This is a genomic window from Streptomyces sp. LS-MS-L19, from assembly GCF_058382285.1.
In genome coordinates this window covers 2,765,570-2,782,645 of record NZ_JBYCLL010000001.1, presented here as the reverse complement: position 1 = coordinate 2,782,645, position 17,076 = coordinate 2,765,570, and the positions used below count along the sequence as shown (strand labels likewise).

15 protein-coding genes are annotated in these 17,076 nt (G+C 69.3%); 6 read left to right on the top strand and 9 right to left on the bottom strand.

Features of this window, described 5'->3' with window-relative positions:
* The first annotated feature begins 50 nt into the window (after positions 1–50).
* On the top strand, positions 51–452 hold the full coding sequence (locus AC2XR2_RS12310; protein ID WP_381301784.1) for a hypothetical protein: 402 nt from the start codon (positions 51–53) through the stop codon (positions 450–452).
* Positions 453–534: 82 nt separating this feature from the next.
* Here the strand turns inward: AC2XR2_RS12310 and AC2XR2_RS12305 are convergent, their stop codons facing one another.
* The 3 genes from AC2XR2_RS12305 to AC2XR2_RS12295 form a co-directional block, all read right to left on the bottom strand.
* Positions 535–2,484, bottom strand: a complete 1,950-nt coding sequence (locus AC2XR2_RS12305) for a S53 family peptidase (RefSeq protein WP_381301786.1) — start codon at positions 2,482–2,484, stop codon at positions 535–537.
* 143 nt (positions 2,485–2,627) lie between these two features.
* Positions 2,628–3,227: a DUF305 domain-containing protein gene (locus AC2XR2_RS12300; protein ID WP_381301868.1), complete on the bottom strand. Its 600-nt coding sequence runs from the start codon at positions 3,225–3,227 to the stop codon at positions 2,628–2,630.
* Positions 3,228–3,238: 11 nt separating this feature from the next.
* On the bottom strand, positions 3,239–3,901 hold the full coding sequence (locus tag AC2XR2_RS12295; RefSeq protein ID WP_449353417.1) for a thioredoxin-like domain-containing protein: 663 nt from the start codon (positions 3,899–3,901) through the stop codon (positions 3,239–3,241).
* A 339-nt stretch (positions 3,902–4,240) separates the two neighbouring features.
* Between AC2XR2_RS12295 and glnA the strand changes: the two genes are divergently transcribed.
* Together glnA and AC2XR2_RS12285 are read left to right on the top strand one after the other, a co-directional pair.
* Complete coding sequence (gene glnA / locus AC2XR2_RS12290; protein WP_330267401.1) at positions 4,241–5,602, top strand: type I glutamate--ammonia ligase; 1,362 nt, start codon at positions 4,241–4,243, stop codon at positions 5,600–5,602.
* A gap of 637 nt (positions 5,603–6,239) precedes the next feature.
* Positions 6,240–7,487, top strand: a complete 1,248-nt coding sequence (locus AC2XR2_RS12285; protein WP_491515031.1) for an IS256 family transposase — start codon at positions 6,240–6,242, stop codon at positions 7,485–7,487.
* A gap of 216 nt (positions 7,488–7,703) precedes the next feature.
* On the opposite strand, the gene AC2XR2_RS12280 is transcribed toward AC2XR2_RS12285, so the two are convergent.
* Complete coding sequence (locus tag AC2XR2_RS12280) at positions 7,704–8,021, bottom strand: hypothetical protein (RefSeq protein WP_491515030.1); 318 nt, start codon at positions 8,019–8,021, stop codon at positions 7,704–7,706.
* Positions 8,022–8,801: 780 nt separating this feature from the next.
* On the opposite strand from AC2XR2_RS12280, the gene AC2XR2_RS12275 reads away from it, so the two are divergent.
* The gene (locus AC2XR2_RS12275; RefSeq protein ID WP_491515029.1) at positions 8,802–9,650 is read left to right on the top strand and encodes a hypothetical protein; all 849 of its coding nucleotides are present in this window, start codon (positions 8,802–8,804) and stop codon (positions 9,648–9,650) included.
* Positions 9,651–9,785: 135 nt separating this feature from the next.
* Here AC2XR2_RS12275 and AC2XR2_RS12270 read toward each other — a convergent pair whose 3' ends face one another.
* From AC2XR2_RS12270 to AC2XR2_RS12255, 4 genes are read right to left on the bottom strand one after another with little or no spacing between them, the layout of a single operon-like run.
* On the bottom strand, positions 9,786–9,923 hold the full coding sequence (locus AC2XR2_RS12270; RefSeq protein WP_491515028.1) for a hypothetical protein: 138 nt from the start codon (positions 9,921–9,923) through the stop codon (positions 9,786–9,788).
* Positions 9,924–9,977: 54 nt separating this feature from the next.
* Positions 9,978–10,415, bottom strand: coding sequence for a VOC family protein (locus AC2XR2_RS12265; RefSeq protein WP_449353418.1), 438 nt, complete (start codon positions 10,413–10,415; stop codon positions 9,978–9,980).
* A gap of 40 nt (positions 10,416–10,455) precedes the next feature.
* Positions 10,456–10,965 carry a pyridoxamine 5'-phosphate oxidase family protein gene (locus AC2XR2_RS12260; protein WP_330267403.1) on the bottom strand — a complete coding sequence of 170 codons (510 nt, stop codon included), beginning with the start codon at positions 10,963–10,965 and terminating at the stop codon, positions 10,456–10,458.
* Entirely contained in the window at positions 10,965–11,705 is a 741-nt protein-coding gene (locus tag AC2XR2_RS12255; RefSeq protein WP_491515027.1) for a helix-turn-helix transcriptional regulator, read from the bottom strand. The genes AC2XR2_RS12260 and AC2XR2_RS12255 overlap by 1 nt, the downstream gene beginning before the upstream one ends.
* Before the next feature lie 163 nt (positions 11,706–11,868).
* On the opposite strand from AC2XR2_RS12255, the gene AC2XR2_RS12250 reads away from it, so the two are divergent.
* The gene (locus tag AC2XR2_RS12250) at positions 11,869–12,747 is read left to right on the top strand and encodes a hypothetical protein (RefSeq protein ID WP_491515026.1); all 879 of its coding nucleotides are present in this window, start codon (positions 11,869–11,871) and stop codon (positions 12,745–12,747) included.
* 426 nt (positions 12,748–13,173) lie between these two features.
* Complete coding sequence (locus AC2XR2_RS12245) at positions 13,174–16,161, top strand: bifunctional [glutamine synthetase] adenylyltransferase/[glutamine synthetase]-adenylyl-L-tyrosine phosphorylase (protein WP_491515025.1); 2,988 nt, start codon at positions 13,174–13,176, stop codon at positions 16,159–16,161.
* On the opposite strand, the gene AC2XR2_RS12240 is transcribed toward AC2XR2_RS12245, so the two are convergent.
* Positions 16,149–17,048, bottom strand: coding sequence for a DMT family transporter (locus AC2XR2_RS12240; RefSeq protein ID WP_449353419.1), 900 nt, complete (start codon positions 17,046–17,048; stop codon positions 16,149–16,151). The genes AC2XR2_RS12245 and AC2XR2_RS12240 overlap by 13 nt on opposite strands.
* Positions 17,049–17,076 lie beyond the last annotated feature (28 nt).

Here is a 17,076-nt window from a genome sequence, read left to right as displayed (position 1 = left end):
CGCGCACCACCCATTGCCGGATTGTCATGACCTTGTCTTCAATAGACGGTATGACCGGCATCAGCGGCACTCGGGACCACGGTGGGCACCTCGCGGCGGACTGGGGCTGGTTCCTGGCCTGGCTCCTCGTCGGCGCCTGCGCCGGCATCGGCCTGGCGGCGATCCTGACGGTGGGGGCGGCCTTCCTCGTACTCGCCGCGGTGGCCGCGGTGCCCCTGGCCCGCCGGGGCCCCCGACGCGCGGTCGTGGGCGCCGTGTCGGGCCTGGCCCTGCCCGTGTTCTACCTCGCGTACCTGAACCGGGGCGGCCCCGGGGAGGTCTGCCACGCGATCTCCGGCGGGCAGGCCTGCACCGACGAGTACACGCCGGTCCCGTTCCTGGTCGTCGGGGCCCTTCTGCTGGTCGCGGGTCTCGTGATCCACGCGACGGCCGGCCGCCGGGCGCGCACCTGACGAGGGTGGGCCGGACACACACGAGGGCCCGGTCCCGGGGCTCTCACCTCCGGGACCGGGCCCTGTCGGACGTGTGTCCGGGTCAGCGCCGGTTGAACGACCGGAACGACTGGACGTAGCCGTTCGCGGGCGTACCCACACCCGTCACGTCGTCGTAGCCCTTCACCGCGGACAGCGAGCTGTCCTTGCCGAGGGAGCGGACCGAGGTCAGCAGCCCGTCGGTGGCGTCATAGCTGTTGGCGAAGTCCACGCGCGCCACCGCGAGTCCGGAGCCCGTCGGGTTGTCCGTGACGTCGTGGTACACCCGCGATCCGTACTTCGAGTAGATCGACGGGTTGGCGAACCCGAGGGCCTTGCCGCCCCGCGCCTGCTGCGCCAGCGCCTGCACGGCCGCGATCACCGGCGAGGCCAGCGAGGTGCCGCCGATGCGGTACTCGCTGTACTGCTGCGAGCCGTCGGGGAAGGTCTGCGTCTGCCCCACCAGGAAGCCGGTGTTGGGGTCGGCGATCGCGGAGATGTCCGGGACCACGCGGTTGCCCGTGGCGTTGTTGGCCGTGGCGAGCGCGTTCGGGACGACACCCTTCTGGTAGAAGGGCTCGGCGACCGTCTTGCTGGTGCCGCCGCCCGCACCCGAGGTGAACGCGCCGGGGAAGTTCGTCCAGCTCTTGCCGTCCGCGGACAGCGTGGCCTTCTCGGTGCCCCAGCCGGTCTCCCACAGGTACTTGTCGCCCTTGCCGACGGCGAGGGAGGTACCGCCGACCGCCGTCACCCACGCCGAGTTGGCCGGGGTGTCGACCTGCTTCGTGCCGGTGTTGGCGACCTCGTCGCCGTTGTCGCCGGAGGAGAAGTAGAAGCCGATGCCCTCGACCGCGCCGAACTGGAAGACCTGGTCGTAGGCGGCCGCGAGGTCCGGCGTCTGGTTGGCCTCGATGTCGCCCCACGAGTTGGAGACGATGTCGGCCAGGTGGTTGTCGACGACCTTGCTGAGCGAGTCGAGCAGATCGTCGTCGTAGCAGGACGCGGCACCCACGTAGGTGATGTTCGCGTCCGGCGCGACCGCGTGCACGGCCTCGACGTCGAGGGTCTCCTCGCCGTACCAGCCGGCCGCCCCGCACTCCTCGGTCTTCGTGTAGTTCTTGGGCAGGACCTGCTTCAACTGGCCGCTGGTGTAGGCCGCGTCACCGTTCTTCTTCGCGTACGTGGCCGCGTCGAAGGCGATGGTCGGGGAGGCGTACGCGTCGGTGATGGCCACGCGCACCCCCTTGCCCGTGTACGTGCCGGCACCGTACGCGGCACGCAGCTGCTTGCCCGTGTAGCCCTTGATCGCGTACGGGATCTTCGAGCCGTAGGCGGACGGCAGCGTGCTCGCGGTGTTCGAGCCGTAGTACGAGGAGAACGGCCCGGCGTTCTTGAACACGGCGTCCGGCGGCGGCAGTTGGTCCTTGCTGCTCGCCTTGTGCGGCGCGTTGTCCAGGCCGGTGACGGTCAGCACGGCACCGTCGAGGCCGGCCGGCGCGGACGCGGCCTTGTCCGGCGCGCGGTAGGTCTTCGAGCCCTTGGTGTAGTTGTGCAGCTGGGTCCCGAAGGCCTTCTCGACGGCGGCCACGTCACCGCTGACGGCGACGTAGTGCTCGGTGACGTCGGTGACCTTCAGACCGGCGGCCGTCAGCCAGGACTTGACCGCGGCGACCTGCGCCTTGGTCGCGCCGAAGCGGGCCTGCGCCTGCGCGGCGCTCAGGTACTTGCCGTACGACGCCGAGTCCGGGTCGGACACGGACTTCGCGTAGGCGGCGAGGCCGGTGGCGTCCTTGCCCGCGAGGTAGACCCGGGCGGAGACCTTGGCGCTGTCCGAGGTGGCGCCCTTGTCGGCCTTGGCCGTGGCCCACGCGGGCTTGGTCCCGGCCAGCGTGTCACGCGCCGGGTTGTCCGCGGCGTGGGCCGCGGGTATACCGAGCGCCAGCGCGCCCGCGAGCATGGGCAGTGTCGCCGCCATGCTCACTCCGGCGCGAAGTTTGGCGCGGTTGGATCTCATGGAACCCCCTGGATGCGGTTCGTCGCGAGTGATCACTCGACGGTGTGGCCACTCTTGCGACGAACCCTTCATGCGCGGGGAATGCGCATGCCAAGAAGAGCCCAATTAACCTAATGAAAAAGGCTCGTTCGAGGGTTAACCCTCTATGATCCCGGCTTCGCGCCCCGCTCCTTCAGCATCCCCGCCATCAGGTCGATCTCCGACTGCTGCGCGTCGACCATCCCCTGCGCGAGCCGCTTCTCCACCCCGACCGTGCACTTGTCCACACAGCCCTTCGCCATGTGGATGCCGCCCTTGTGATGCTCCGTCATCAGCTGGAGGTAGAAGATCTCGGCCTGCTTGCCGTTCAGCGTGCCCAGCTTCTTCATCTCGCTGTCGGTCGCCATGCCCGGCATCAGCGAACCCTCGCCGGCCGACGGCATGTCACCCATGCCCATCCACGTCATCGGCGGATCCGCCGACACCTTCGGCAGCCCCCACAGATCCAGCCAGCCCAGCAGCATGCCGCGCTGGTTGGCCTGCGTCTGCGCGATGTCGTAGGCGAGCCGCCGCACCTCGACGTCCTTGGTGCGGTCGCGCACGATGTACGACATCTCGACGGCCTGCTGGTGGTGCACGGCCATGTCCCGCGCGAACCCGGCGTCGGCCGAGTCGGCGGTGGGCGTGTCCCCCGAGCCGTCCTCGGCCACGGCGTAGGTGATCGCGCCGGCCGCGACGAGCACGCCCGCCACCGCCACGGCCACTCCCGCGAACCTCACTGCGACAGACCACCCGTGCACGCCGCGCCCGGCTCGGGCGTCTGCTGGCCCTGCACGAACTTCTCGAAGAACTTGTCGACGTTCGGGTCGGTGGCGCTCGTCACCGTCCGCTGGTGGCCCCAGGCCGACAGCATGATCGGGTCCTTCTGCTTGTCGTCCGGGCTCATCAGCGTGTACGGCGTCTTCTTCACCTTCGCCGCGAGCGCGTCGACGTCGGCCTTCTTGGCCGCGCTGGTGTACGTCACCCAGACCGCGCCGTGCTCCAGGGAGTGCACGGCGTTCATGTTGTTGATCGCCTTGTCGTAGACGTTCCCGTTGCAGTTCATCCAGACCTGGTTGTGGTCGCCGCCGACCGGGGGCTCCATCGGGTAGTTCACGGTCTTGGCGACATGCGTACGGCCCAGCGTGCCCTTCCAGGTCTTCACGCCGTCCGAGCCCGTGACGAAGTGCCCCGTGCCCTTGCCGTCGGCCGCCGTGCCGCTGTCGTCGGACTGCGAGCGGACGAGGGCGACGGTACCGGCGACCAGGCCGGCCACGGCGATGACGCTGGCGGTGACGATGAGGATCCGGTTGCGGCGCGCGCGGGCCTGTTCGGCTCGCCGCATCTCCTCTATGCGCGCCTTGCGTGCCGCTGCGGTGCTCTTCTTGGCGGAACCCATGAGGTGTGTCCTTCTGGGGGAAAGGGGCGGGGCGGACGGTGACGATCGGTCCGCTGATCGTAGTGGGGCGGGCGCGGCTTCTCGTAGGGAGCCCACAGGAAACCGGGGCGCCGGGTGAGACGGGGCGGGCCGGGCATTACGTATGTCAGTCCGAGCAGGCAAGATGGGCGGCAGAGCGGCACATCCGCCGGACGTGAGGCGTTCACTCCCGGATCCCCCGGGCGATCAAGGTCGGCAACGCGCACGAAACGCTGTTGTGGTGTGATGCTCAGGTGCCCGACCGCCTCCTGCGGGACACGGAGACAGGCGGCCTGACCAGCAAGGATGGGGAAGTCGACAATGGACAAGCAGCAGGAGTTCGTGCTCCGGACGTTGGAGGAGCGCGACATCCGGTTCGTACGCCTGTGGTTCACGGACGTGCTGGGCTTCCTCAAGTCCGTCGCCGTGGCCCCGGCGGAGCTGGAACAGGCCTTCGACGAGGGCATCGGCTTCGACGGCTCCGCGATCGAGGGATTCGCCCGCGTATACGAATCGGACATGATCGCGAAGCCGGACCCGTCCACTTTCCAGGTCCTGCCCTGGCGCGCGGAGGCCCCCGGCACGGCCCGGATGTTCTGCGACATCCTCATGCCGGACGGCAGCCCGTCCTTCGCGGACCCGCGCTACGTCCTCAAGCGCGCCCTCGCCCGCACCTCCGACCTGGGCTTCACCTTCTACACCCACCCGGAGATCGAGTTCTTCCTCCTGAAGGACCGCCCGCTGGACGGCTCGCGCCCCACCCCGGCCGACAACTCCGGCTACTTCGACCACACCCCCCAGAACATCGGCATGGACTTCCGCCGCCAGGCGATCACCATGCTGGAGTCGATGGGCATCTCGGTCGAGTTCTCCCACCACGAGGGCGCCCCCGGCCAGCAGGAGATCGACCTCCGCTACGCCGACGCGCTCTCCACGGCGGACAACATCATGACGTTCCGCCTGGTCATGAAGCAGGTGGCGCTGGAGCAGGGCGTGCAGGCGACCTTCATGCCGAAGCCGTTCTCCGAGCACCCCGGCTCGGGCATGCACACCCACCTGTCCCTGTTCGAGGGCGACCGGAACGCGTTCTACGAGTCGGGCTCGGAGTACCAGCTCTCCAAGGTCGGCCGCTCCTTCATCGCGGGCCTGCTCAAGCACGCGGCGGAGATCTCCGCGGTCACCAACCAGTGGGTCAACTCCTACAAGCGCATCTGGGGCGGCACCGAGCGCACCGCCGGCGCCGGCGGCGAGGCCCCCTCCTACATCTGCTGGGGCCACAACAACCGCTCGGCCCTGGTCCGCGTCCCGATGTACAAGCCCGGCAAGACCGGCTCGGCGCGGATCGAGGTCCGCTCGCTCGACTCCGGCGCCAACCCGTACCTGGCCTACGCCGTCCTGCTGGCCGCGGGCCTCAAGGGCATCGAAGAGGGCTACGAGCTCCCGCCGGGCGCCGAGGACGACGTCTGGGCCCTCTCGGACGCCGAACGCCGAGCGATGGGCATCGAACCCCTCCCGCAGAACCTGGGCGAGGCCCTGACCCTGATGGAACGCAGCGACCTGGTGGCCGAAACCCTCGGCGAACACGTCTTCGACTTCTTCCTGCGCAACAAGCGGCAGGAGTGGGAGGAGTACCGGTCCGAGGTGACGGCGTTCGAGCTGCGGAAGAACCTGCCGGTGCTGTAAAGGCAGGTCAGAGGGCGGTACCCGTCCTTTGGGCGAGCGGGGCTGACGGTCACATATCGGCAGCCCCACCGCGTTTCGCGAGCCCTGGGCCGTCAGGCGGATCTCAGCACGTCGTAGTCGCAAGTTTGCAACGATCAAGGGCCCGCGCAAAGCGCGGCCTGGCCCAAGGGGCCAGGCCTTGGGGCCGCAAGCGAGTCACGGCCCTGGGTAGAACCTGGACGCAACGGCCACGGTCAGAGCGAGCTTCCGGCGCGGCGCTCAGGCTCCCAGACGGACGGGGCGCTGTTCGCGAGTGCCGGCCGAATGGTGGCGTGCGCGCTGGAGCTCCCAACACTGTCTGCCGTCGATCCAGGCAGGGGCCGAGCAGATGCGACCCATGGCGTCCAGATCGTTCGCACAGTGGCGCCCTTCACCTGGACGCCATGAACCACGCCCGCTCCACGGGGTGCGGGCCGACTGCGGACGGGATGGGAGCGGAGGATCGCGTCCCGTGGAGTGGTGTAGCCGGGCCGCGGCGCGGAACGCGCGGGTGTCTGCCCGGGGCGTGCATCCGCTGACTGTGCATGCCCCCTGAACAAGGGCAGGCCACCGCGCAAGTCTCCCTGGTGAACGGGCAGTTCGACCGGAGGAGCACGCGATGGCCTTGTCCCAGTCTGAGCTGATGCGGTTGCTTGAGTCACTACAGCGGGCCGATGGAGTTGCAGCAATCAGGGTGGCGTGCGAGCGCATTCTGCAGGAGCTGATCGAGGCCGAGGCCACCGAGGCGATCGGTGCCGGACCGCGTGAGCACACCGAGACGCGCACGACCTGGCGCAACGGCCACCGCGAGCGCCTGTTGACCACGCAGGCCGGTGACCTGGACCTGAAGATCCCGAAGGTGCGCAGCGGGTCGTTCTTCCCGTCGCTGCTGGAACGTCGGCGGCGGGTCGACCGGGCGTTGTTCGCTGTGGTGATGGAGGCATACGTGCACGGCGTGTCGACCCGCTCGGTCGATGACCTGATCAAAGTGCTCGGTGCGGACTCGGGGATCTCCAAGTCCGAGGTCTCGCGGATCTGCGGTGAGCTGGATGAGGAACTGACCGCGTTCAAGGAACGGCCGCTGGATCACACGGTCTTCCCCTACGTCTTCCTGGACGCCACCTACTGCAGGGCGAGGGTGAATCACCGGATCGCGTCGCAGGCTGTGGTCATCGCGACCGGGATCTCCGCCACCGGGCACCGCGAGATCCTCGGACTGATGGCCGGCGACAGCGAGTCGAAGCCGTTCTGGACGACGTTCCTGCGGTCCCTACGGGCTCGTGGCCTGGACAACGTCCAGCTGCTGGTCATCTCCGACAGCCACAGCGGGCTGGTGGCCGCGATCCGCGCCGTCTTCCTCGGAGTAGCGTGGCAACGCTGCCGGGTCCACTTCGTCCGCGACGTGTTCTCAGTGATCGAAAGGGCCTCCGGAGAGATGGTCGCCGCCACCATCCGCACCATCTTCGCGCAGACCACCGGCGAGCAGGTCCGCACCCAGCTGAACGTGGTCGCCGACATGCTCGGACGACGGTTCCCCCAGGTCAAGAAGATGCTGCTGGACGCCGCAACCGACATCACAGCCTTCGCAGACTTCCCGCCGGCGCACTGGAAGAAGATCTGGTCGACCAACCCGCTGGAACGGCTGAACCGGGAGATCAAACGACGGGCCGACGTCGTCCAGGTCTTCCCCAACCCCGCCACCCTGGACCGACTCGCCGCCGTAGTCCTGGCCGAACTCCACGACGAATGGCAGGTCTTCGACCGCCGCTACCTCTCCGAAGCCTCCGTGGCCGACCTCTCCACCATCAAGGCAACCGAACGCGAACCGCAGATCACCCCGCAATCGGAACTTAAACAGCTGCCGTGACTACACCACTCAGCGGGACACGACTGAGCGGAGGCGAGCTGCGGGTTGAGGCATCAAGAATCTGTCACCGTCGGGGAATGTTGCACCTGGCCGGGTCGCGTCTGTGACCATTGAGGAGTGACGTCAACTTCCCTATGAGTACCAATAGTGGTCGCTGGTGTCGTCGTAGCGACGCTGGTCGCAGGGACAGTTGGCGCTCTGATCACGCAGCGCTGGTCAGACCGTCGCGAAACAGCCGCCTGGGAGCGTGAGCGACAGCGCGAGCACGAAAGCTGGGCTCGTGAGGACGAGGCCCGTACGTTCGAGCACCGCAGACAGGCGTACGTGGAGTTCTCTGAAGCGGCAAGAACTCTGGCCAGGACCGCTTACAACCATTGCTACGGCTTCACAGAAGAGCCTGAGCTCGAAGAGGGCTGGCAGTCCGACGCTTTCGCCAAGCTCGCGCAGTTGCAGTTCTACGCTGATCGGGCTGTGGTCGCTGCTGCTTTCGCTGCCTGCGGCGGTGCCTGGTCGTGGGGTCAGTTCGGTGTACACGATGCTCCCGACGAGCCTAGCTTCTCCGAACGGCAGGAGAAGTTCGACGAAGCTGTGCTCGAGTTGCTCCTCCTGATGCGAAAGAGCCTGTCGATTCCCGAAGCTGACTGGGACACTGCCACCATTTGGCTACAGCTACCAGCGGGACCAAGGTGGAGACGACGGACCAGGCGACGAGAGCTACAGATCGGAAGGTGCCCGTGCCCCTGCGTGGCCCGTTCGGCCGGTAACTGACGGGGAACCACGGTGATTGACACGATCTCGCCTGCTTCCGCGCTGCCGAACGCCGCCATGGCGACTCCCACGAAGCGGAGTTACGGCGGGCTGCCCGAGCAAGGTGGATGCTCTGTGAACCAGGCTTTCGTCGATGTCCAACAGAACGAGGAGCGATGACAGATGGACCACAACACCGAGCAACCCGACCCCAACGACACTTGCCGCACGCTTGAGGTCGACGGCGAACCAATCCGCCTCCGTGGCACTGGATTTACTGGACAGCCTTGTCCGGAGGCACGCAGGCTTGGTGTAAATCCAGGGTCGAAAAACCCGTCGCGCTGGCCTGCTAAGAGCCACTTAAACCATCGGGGTATCAACTGTTCCTATTTCATATATTGCAGATTTAAGTGAATCGGCAACGTGTTGCAGGCGCCCCTGCGTAGACGTACAGTCAAAGGGAAGTGTCTGGTTTGCGCGCACGAGGTGACTGCCCACTTGGCGGTCCCGGCTTTCCGGGTGAGAAAAAATACTCCCTCGTGATGCGGTACTCGAAGAGGTGGCATTATGTTCTTCTACGACTACAGCGCCAGGACAGCTGCAACAGGAAAGGTCGACGCTTCCGGCGCCTTCATTCACTTTCAGACGTTTCCGGCCAATCAATTTGCTAAGTGGACGCAAATCGCGTCCCTGGGCTGCAGTGTGATCTTTTTCTACAACGACGAGGGGGCAAATACGCTATCGGCGACGGGCAGGGTAGACGGTGCTGGCGGCTTTTTCCACCTCAAGGACTATGCGCCCAATCAGTTCGCGAAGTCCTTCCGCGTTGTTCCCCTCGGTGCAGGTCGCGTGTTCTTCTACAACCGCGAAACAGGTGCTGCTAAAATCGGCAGGTTCGACACCAGCGGGAATTACACCAACCTGAAGGACTACTCGAACGGGACGTTTGGGAAATGGGACAGCATCGTCCCCTTCGAAACGGGTGAAGTATTCTTCTACAACGGCGACTTCTCCGATGAGGCCGGAACGCAGGCCGCAATCGGAAAATTCGACTCCTCCGGCGCTTTTTCCCAGACCGTGAGCTTCCCGGTCAACCAATTCGGAAAGTGGTCGAGCATTACGGCCCTCTCGGGGCGCTGGGCCCTCTTCCAGTACACCGATGGGGTGTCGTTCCCTCAGGCAACTGGACAATTCACTGCCGCAGGTGCGTTCAACCACAAGAAGAACGTCGCGCTAGGTCGATTCTGGAGTGCCATTCCTATCGACGAAGGCAGCCAGCTCTTCCTCTATAGTAGCGCAGGCAGTGATTCCGGGGCATTCGTGAAAGCTGCATCCGCACGCATGGATGCAGCTGGTGACATCAAGCTTCGGGATCTCGGCCCGGATTTCAGTCGATGGACCCACATCGTCGCTTGATAGGCCAGCTTGATCGGCAAAGGGCGCGGGCCGTCAGCGGCGTGTAGCCGCGACGCTTCCGGTGCTGTAGGGGCAGAGCACAGCGCAATGGGGCCGACGGTCACGGACCGTCGGCCCCATTTGTGGTTCAGCGGGTCATGAGCCGGTCGTCCGTCGCCCCAGGAAGGCGAGGACCGCCAGCACCACCCCGCTGACCGCGGCGATCACTCCGAGTACGAGCGGCACGGCATCGCCGGTGACCGCTCCTGCGGCACACGCGCACAGCCCTCCCACGACCAGAACCGTGGAAAAGACCCGCACTCCTCTCAACGCGGCGTCCAAGGTCGGCTACTGGGCTGCCGCCTGCTGGGCCAGTACCTGGTGCAGGGGCTCCGTCTCGCGGCGCTTGTACTCCTGGATCGCCCAGCCGTTGCCGTCCGGGTCCTTGAAGTACATGAAGGTGGCGCCGTCCTGGGGGGCGAACTGGACCGGCTCGCTGACGTCCAGGCCGCGGGAGGTGAGCTCCTCGTACGCCGCCTTCGCGTCCGTGACGCACAGCTGCATGCCGTGGTACGTGCCGGGCTGCGGCGCCCCCGTGGGGACCTGGAGGCCGTCCACCAGGGCGATGGAACAGCCCGAGCCGGGCGGGGTCAGCTGGCAGATGCGGACGCCCTCCATCACCTCGCCGTCCAGATCCACGTGGAAGCCGACCTTGTCGCGGTAGAACTCCTTGGCCCGGTCCACGTCCGAGACCGGCAGCAGGATCACTTCGAGGCTCATGTCCATGGCGTGACTCCCTCGTCGACGTCAGTACATTCGGCCGTCCTCAGAAGCGCCAGCGCGTCTGGCTGAACGGCTGTCCCTTACCGAAGCCGAAAACCGTCCGCGGCGCCACCGCATAGACGACGGCGTGTCCCGGACCGTGGTGGAAATACCCCTCCCGCACCTCGAAGCGCCAGAAGTCGCCGTACTTCGCCTCCCACGCCGCCGCCAGCTCCCGCAGCCGCGCGTCGTCGGAGACCCGCACCGCCTCGCCCTCCACCACCAGGTCGTAGCCCTTGTCCCAGATATTGGTGCCGGTGGTCAGCGTGACGTGCGCGTTGTGCGCGAGGTTCTTCGCCTTGCGCTCCTCGGGACCGGTGCAGAAGTGCAGCGCCCCGTGCGCCCACACCCCCGGCAACGGCGTCACGTGCGGGCGCCCGTCCGGTCGTACCGTCGAGATCCAGAACAGCTCGGCGGAGGCCAGCAGCGACTCGGCGTCGGCCCAGGAGTGCGCCGTCGCGTCGGGGTCGCTGTAGCGCGGGTCGAGGTACGTCTCGGGTTCCTGCTCGGTCATCACAGAGCCTCCGGCTCGGGAAACACCCGGGCCACCGCGGCGGTCCGGCTCGACACTCCCAGTCTGCCGAAGGCGTTCTCCAGATGCTTGCGAACCGTGCTGGGGGAGACGCAGAGTTGCTCGGCGATCTGCGGGGTGCCCATGCCGAGGGCCACACAGCGCAGGACGTCGAGTTCGCGGTGGGTGAGACGGACGGGCTGCCTGCGGCGCCGGGCAGCCTGCTTGTAGAGGTCGTACACGTGCGGGGCCAGCATGCGCAGGGTCGTCATCTCGTGGTCCGTGAAGGCCTTTCCGTCCCTGCGGAATAACTGGAACACCCGGGTGCGGTTCGGCGCGGTGGGCAGGGCGATGGCCGCGATGGTCGGGTGCGGGGCGAGGAACTCCGTGTAGATGGGCAGGTTGCGCAGCTCGCGGACCGAGCGGAACTCCGCCATCTGTGTCGTCTCGGGAACGTCGTGCGGCCGGCAGACCTGGACGCACTGGGTGTGCTGGTGGCGCCAGCGCCAGTACCCGTCCATGTCCTCGTCGTCCTCGTCACCGATCGCCTGGGCATTGAGCTCTCTCCTGGTGGGGATGTCCAGCTCGCAGAAGCTCGCCGCGTCGCACGGGATCAGTCGCATCAGCCCCGGCAGCAGACACCCCGGGGGCACCCCGCCGCCCGCGAGAGACTGCCGGGCTTCCTCCAGCACGTCCGCCATGCGCCGCAGATGGGCCTCGGCGGTGGTGTGGGGTGGGGTCATGTCGGCCTCCCCGGGCCGAAGTACGGGTGCTGCCCCGACGCTACGCCGGGCCCGTTCGCGCCGCCCGGGGATTCGCCAAATGACGAATGGGCCACGGCCGTCGGAGCGCGCACGCTCTTCTGCGGGTGACCGGCCCGGTCGCCCACAGACACGGAGACAGCCCATGCGTTCACATCCACGCCCACCCCGTCCACAGCGTCCGCACCGGCCCGCGGCCCTCCTCGCGGGCACCGTCCCCCTGACCCTCGTCCTGCTCGCCACCGGCTGCGACACGGCGTCCGCTCCGACCACCGCCGACGCACAGGCCGCCGGTGACGCGTTCTCGTCCGTACGGTTCTCGGTGAGCCCGCGCGGTGACATCCAGGTCTCCGGCGCGTCCCGTACGGCGGTCACCCCGGCCGGCGACCGCGCGGTGACCGCGGGCCGCGCGTACCCCTTCGACCGGCCCTCGGACCAGCTGCTGGTGGTGCTCCGCCACTGGCCCCGGCCGGAGCGCGCCGGGCGCGACGCCGAGCGGTTGCTGCCGCCCCCGGAGGACGCCGCGATCGAGAGCGCCTACCTCGTCGACACCGACGACTGGGCGCTGGCCGAGCTCGACGGCAACCCGGTGCAGTGGCTGCGCCGCGACACCATCCGCGTCGACGCCACGAAGGCCGGTGCCGCCGAACGCACCCACCTCACCCTGTCCGGGCCGCGCGGGAGTCGGCCCGGACAGGTCACCCCGCCGCCCGACGACCACGCGTGCGCGGGCCTCGACCCCGCGGTGAACCGGTACGTCGACCTCCCCGAGGTCGCGACGGGCGCCGCGGTCCGCGACGTACTCGCACGGCTGCGCGAGCGGTGCCTCGACGTCCAGTACGTCTCCATGCCCGGCGGGGTGTCCCGGGGCACCGTCTGGTGGATCGAGATCCCGGTCGCAGGGCACATGGCGCCGGTGGCCGAGCTGCCGCCCACCGAGGGCGCCCCCGCCGGCGGCCGCCGACCGGGCGACAGGATCCTCACAGACCCGTCCCGGCCCACGACGGTCGTACTCATCCGCTGAGACACCCGACCGCTGAGGCACGCGACCGGCGCGGCACCCGCCCGCCGACACGCCGTCCGGTCGAGACGCAGCCCAGCCGAAGCCCGGTCGAGACGTGCCCCGGCCGACGCCCCCCGGTCGGGACGCGCCCCGACCGCCGCCCCCGGTCGAGACGTGCCCCGGCCGACGCCCCTCGGCCAAGGCGCGACCCGGCCGACGCCCCCGGTGGAGACACGGCCTAGCCGACGCCTCCGTCGAGGCGTGCCCCGGCCGATACACGCCCCGGCCGATGCCCCCCGCCGCGCCTCGGCCCACACCCCCCGCCGCCGAGACCCCCCCCCACCCCGACCCCCAATCCCCAAATCCCCCCACCCGCTCCCCGGCGCTCATCCCCGCCTCTCCGGTTACGCTCGATCGACACGACCTTGATCGGACAGGAGGCCGGGGATGACGTCGGCGCCGGGGCGCAGGAGCAGTACCTTCACGCGGCTGCTGCGGCACGGTTTCACCGATCCGTCCGCCGCCGAGCGGCTGCTGGACAGCGCGGAGCTGAGCGGCGTGCGCAATGACCCGGTGCTGCTGGAGGCCCTCGGCGCGACCGCCGACCCGGACCTCGCGCTGCACGGTCTCGTACGGCTCCTGGAGGCGCAGTCCGACCGGGAGCTGCTCGACACGGTGATAGCGGCGAAGCCCTTGCGGGACCGGCTGCTGGGAGTGCTCGGCGCGTCCGCCGCGCTCGCCGAGCACCTCCAACGGCATCCGAGGGACTGGCACGCCCTCGTCACCTACGAACCGCGCGACCTGCACCCCGGCGTCGAGGAGTTCGAGCGCGGGCTCGCCGAGGCCACCGACCCCGTCTCGCTGCGCGTCGCCTACCGCCGCTGTCTGCTGTCCATCGCCGCCCGGGACGTGTGCGGCACCACCGACCTCGCCGAGACCGCCGCCGAGCTCGCCGACCTCGCCACCGCGACCCTGCGGGCCGCCCTCGCCATAGCGCGCGCGGCCGCACCCGAGGACGCCGCGCTGTGCCGGCTCGCGGTCATCGCGATGGGCAAGTGCGGTGGCCACGAGCTGAACTATGTCTCCGACGTCGACGTCATCTTCGTCGCGGAGACCGCCGACGGGGCCGACGAGGGCAAGGCCCTGCGCGCCGCCACCAAGCTCGCCTCGCACATGATGCGCGTCTGCTCCGAGACGACCGTCGAGGGCTCCATCTGGCCCGTCGACGCCAATCTGCGGCCCGAGGGACGCAATGGCCCGCTCGTGCGCACCCTCTCCTCCCACCTCGCCTACTACCAGCGCTGGGCCAAGACCTGGGAGTTCCAGGCCCTCCTCAAGGCCCGCCCGGTCGCCGGTGACATCGAGCTCGGCGAGCAGTACGTCGAGGCCCTCGAACCCCTCGTCTGGAAGGCCGCCGAGCGCGAGAACTTCGTCACCGACGTGCAGAAGATGCGCCGCCGGGTCGTCGAGAACATCCCCGTCGCCGAGCTCGACCGGCAGCTCAAGCTCGGCCCCGGCGGACTGCGCGACGTCGAATTCGCCGTCCAGCTCCTCCAGTTGGTGCACGGCCGCGAGGACGGCTCACTGCGCAGCGGCACCACCCTCAAAGCCCTCCAGGCCCTCGCCGCCGGCGGCTACGTCGGCCGCGCCGACGCCGCCCAGCTCGACGAGGCCTACCGCTTCCTGCGCTCCATGGAGCACCGCATCCAGCTCTACCGGTTGCGCCGCACCCACCTCGTCCCCGAGGACGAGGCCGACCTGCGCCGCCTCGGCCGCTCCCTCGGCCTGCGCACCGACCCGGTGACCGAGCTGAACCGCGAGTGGAAGCGGCACGCCTCCGTCGTACGACGGCTGCACGAGAAGCTGTTCTACCGGCCGCTGCTGGACGCGGTGGCCCAACTCGGGCCCGGCGAGATCCGGTTGAGCACCGGAGCGGCCAGGGAGCGGCTGGTCGCGCTCGGGTACGCCGACCCGGCCTCCGCCCTGCGCCACCTGGAGGCCCTCGCCTCCGGAGTCACCCGCAAGGCCGCCATCCAGCGAACTCTCCTTCCCGTCCTGCTGGGTTGGTTCGCCGAGTCCGCCGACCCGGACGCCGGACTGCTCAACTTCCGCAAGGTGTCGGACGCGTTGGGCAAGACCCCCTGGTACCTGCGGCTGCTGCGGGACGAGGGCGCCGCCGCCGAGAACCTCGCCCGGGTCCTGTCGGCCGGCCGCCTCGCCCCCGACCTGCTGATGCGCGCCCCCGAAGCCGTCGCCCTCCTCGGGGACGGTGACGGCGGCGGGCTCGCACCGCGCGGGCGCGAGCACCTGGAGCAGGAGATCCTCGCCGCCGTCCGCCGCGCCGACGGCGCCGCCCAGGCGGTCACCGCCGCCCGTGGGGTCCGCCGCCGCGAACTCTTCCGTACGGCCGCCGCGGACATCGTCGGCTCCTACGGCACCGAGACCCAGCCCGCCGAACCCGACCAGGGTGCCCTGGTCGACCGCGTCGGCGCCGCCGTGTCCGACCTGACCGCCGCCACCCTCGCCGGCACCCTGCGCGCGGTCGTCCGGGACGGCTGGGGCGACACCCTGCCCACCCGGTTCGCCGTCATCGGCATGGGCCGCTTCGGCGGGCACGAACTCGGCTACGGCTCCGACGCGGACGTCCTGTTCGTGCACGAGCCCCGCGAGGGCGTCGACGAGCGCGAGGCCTCCCAGGCCGCCAACAAGGTCGTCTCCGAGATGCGCCGACTGCTCCAGATCCCGAGCGCCGACCCGCCGCTGCTGATCGACGCCGACCTGCGCCCGGAGGGCAAGTCGGGGCCGCTGGTACGGACGTTGACATCGTACGAGGCCTACTACCGCCGCTGGTCCCTGACGTGGGAGGCGCAGGCGCTGCTGCGGGCCGAACCGGTCGCCGGGGACGAGGAGTTGGGGCGCCGTTTCGTCGAGCTGATCGACCCGTTGCGGTACCCGGCGGCGGGGCTGGGGGAGGACGCCGTACGGGAGATCCGGCGGCTCAAGGCGCGGATGGAGTCCGAGCGGCTGCCCCGCGGGGCCGACCCGAAGCTGCACACCAAGCTGGGGCCCGGGGGGTTGTCGGACGTCGAGTGGACGGTCCAGTTGGTGCAGATGCGGCACGGGGCGGGGGAGGCGGGGCTGCGGACCACGCGTACGCGGGCGGCGCTTGTCGCCGCGCGGGACGCCGGGTTGATCTCCGAGGAGGATGCCGCTGTTCTCGACGAGGCGTGGGTGCTGGCTACGCGGGTGCGCAATGCCGTGATGTTGGTGCGGGGGCGGGCGGGGGACACGTTTCCCTCCGAGGCGCGGGAGCTTGCCGCGGTGGGGCGGTATCTGGGGTATGAGGCGGGGCATGTGGGGGACATGCTCGACGACTACCGGAGGACTGCTCGGCGGGCTCGGGGGGTCGTGGAGGAACTGTTCTACGGGGCGTAGGAGGGTTCGTTCTTCGGCTGCGGGTCGGTGGGGGCTGGTCGCGCGGTTCCCCGCGCCCCCAGGTGGGTCAGCGCGATCCCCGTCAGGACGACCGCCATGCCCGTCAGCACGCGCAGCCCGACGCGTTCGTCCAGCACCATCGCTCCCAGGGCCACCGACACAACAGGCAGCAGGTAGCCGACCGTTGCCGCCGTCGTCGGGCCCTCGTCCGCGATCAGGCGGTAGTTGAGGTAGAAGGTGACGCCCGTGCCGAGGATGCCGAGGGCCGTCACCGCGCCCAGTGCCGTCAGGTCGGCGTCCACCGGCCCGGCCACCGGTACCGACAGGGTCGTCCACGCCGTCGCCATCAGGAGTTGGGCCGTGGAGTACGCCAACGGGGCCTGGCCCGAGGTGAGTTTGCGGGCCATGTAGGCGAAGGCCACCGCGTAGCTTGCCGCCGCCGCCAGGAGGGCCAGGGCGCCCCAGGTCAGCAGGCCCGAGCGGTGCCAGGGGGCGAAGATCAGGACCGTGCCGGCGAAGCCGACCAAGAGGCCGGTCAGCCTGAGCGGGCGCAGGGCCCGGTCCGTGCCCAGGGCGACGCCGAGCAGCAGTGACCACAGCGGAGTCGTCGCGTTCAGGACGCCCGCGACGCCGGAGTCGACGGTCTGCTCGCCCACCGCGAACAGGGCGAAGGGGATGGCGTTGCAGAACAGGGCCGCCACGGTCAGGTGGCCCCAGGTGGCGCGGGAGCGGGGCAGGCGCTGGCCGGCCGCCCGGGCCAGGAGGAACAGCACGGCCGTGCCCAGCGCGCACCGCGCGATCGTGATCTGGGCGGGGGACAGGCCGTGGTCGAGGGCCAGCTTGATCCAGAGGAAGCCGGAGCCCCACAGGAGCGCGAGAACAGCCATGCGAAGGGTGGAGGCGGGTGACATGACT

Excerpts from the sequence above, each read along its gene's own strand:
- AC2XR2_RS12310 (WP_381301784.1), top strand. The coding sequence starts at position 51 with ATGACCGGCATCAGCGGCACTCGGGACCACGGTGGGCACCTCGCGGCG.
- AC2XR2_RS12305 (WP_381301786.1), bottom strand. The coding sequence starts at position 2,484 with ATGAGATCCAACCGCGCCAAACTTCGCGCCGGAGTGAGCATGGCGGCG.
- AC2XR2_RS12295 (WP_449353417.1), bottom strand. The coding sequence starts at position 3,901 with ATGGGTTCCGCCAAGAAGAGCACCGCAGCGGCACGCAAGGCGCGCATA.
- glnA (WP_330267401.1), top strand. The coding sequence starts at position 4,241 with ATGGACAAGCAGCAGGAGTTCGTGCTCCGGACGTTGGAGGAGCGCGAC.
- AC2XR2_RS12285 (WP_491515031.1), top strand. The coding sequence starts at position 6,240 with ATGGCCTTGTCCCAGTCTGAGCTGATGCGGTTGCTTGAGTCACTACAG.
- AC2XR2_RS12275 (WP_491515029.1), top strand. The coding sequence starts at position 8,802 with ATGTTCTTCTACGACTACAGCGCCAGGACAGCTGCAACAGGAAAGGTC.
- AC2XR2_RS12265 (WP_449353418.1), bottom strand. The coding sequence starts at position 10,415 with ATGGACATGAGCCTCGAAGTGATCCTGCTGCCGGTCTCGGACGTGGAC.
- AC2XR2_RS12260 (WP_330267403.1), bottom strand. The coding sequence starts at position 10,965 with ATGACCGAGCAGGAACCCGAGACGTACCTCGACCCGCGCTACAGCGAC.
- AC2XR2_RS12255 (WP_491515027.1), bottom strand. The coding sequence starts at position 11,705 with ATGACCCCACCCCACACCACCGCCGAGGCCCATCTGCGGCGCATGGCG.
- AC2XR2_RS12250 (WP_491515026.1), top strand. The coding sequence starts at position 11,869 with ATGCGTTCACATCCACGCCCACCCCGTCCACAGCGTCCGCACCGGCCC.
- AC2XR2_RS12245 (WP_491515025.1), top strand. The coding sequence starts at position 13,174 with ATGACGTCGGCGCCGGGGCGCAGGAGCAGTACCTTCACGCGGCTGCTG.
- AC2XR2_RS12240 (WP_449353419.1), bottom strand. The coding sequence starts at position 17,048 with ATGGCTGTTCTCGCGCTCCTGTGGGGCTCCGGCTTCCTCTGGATCAAG.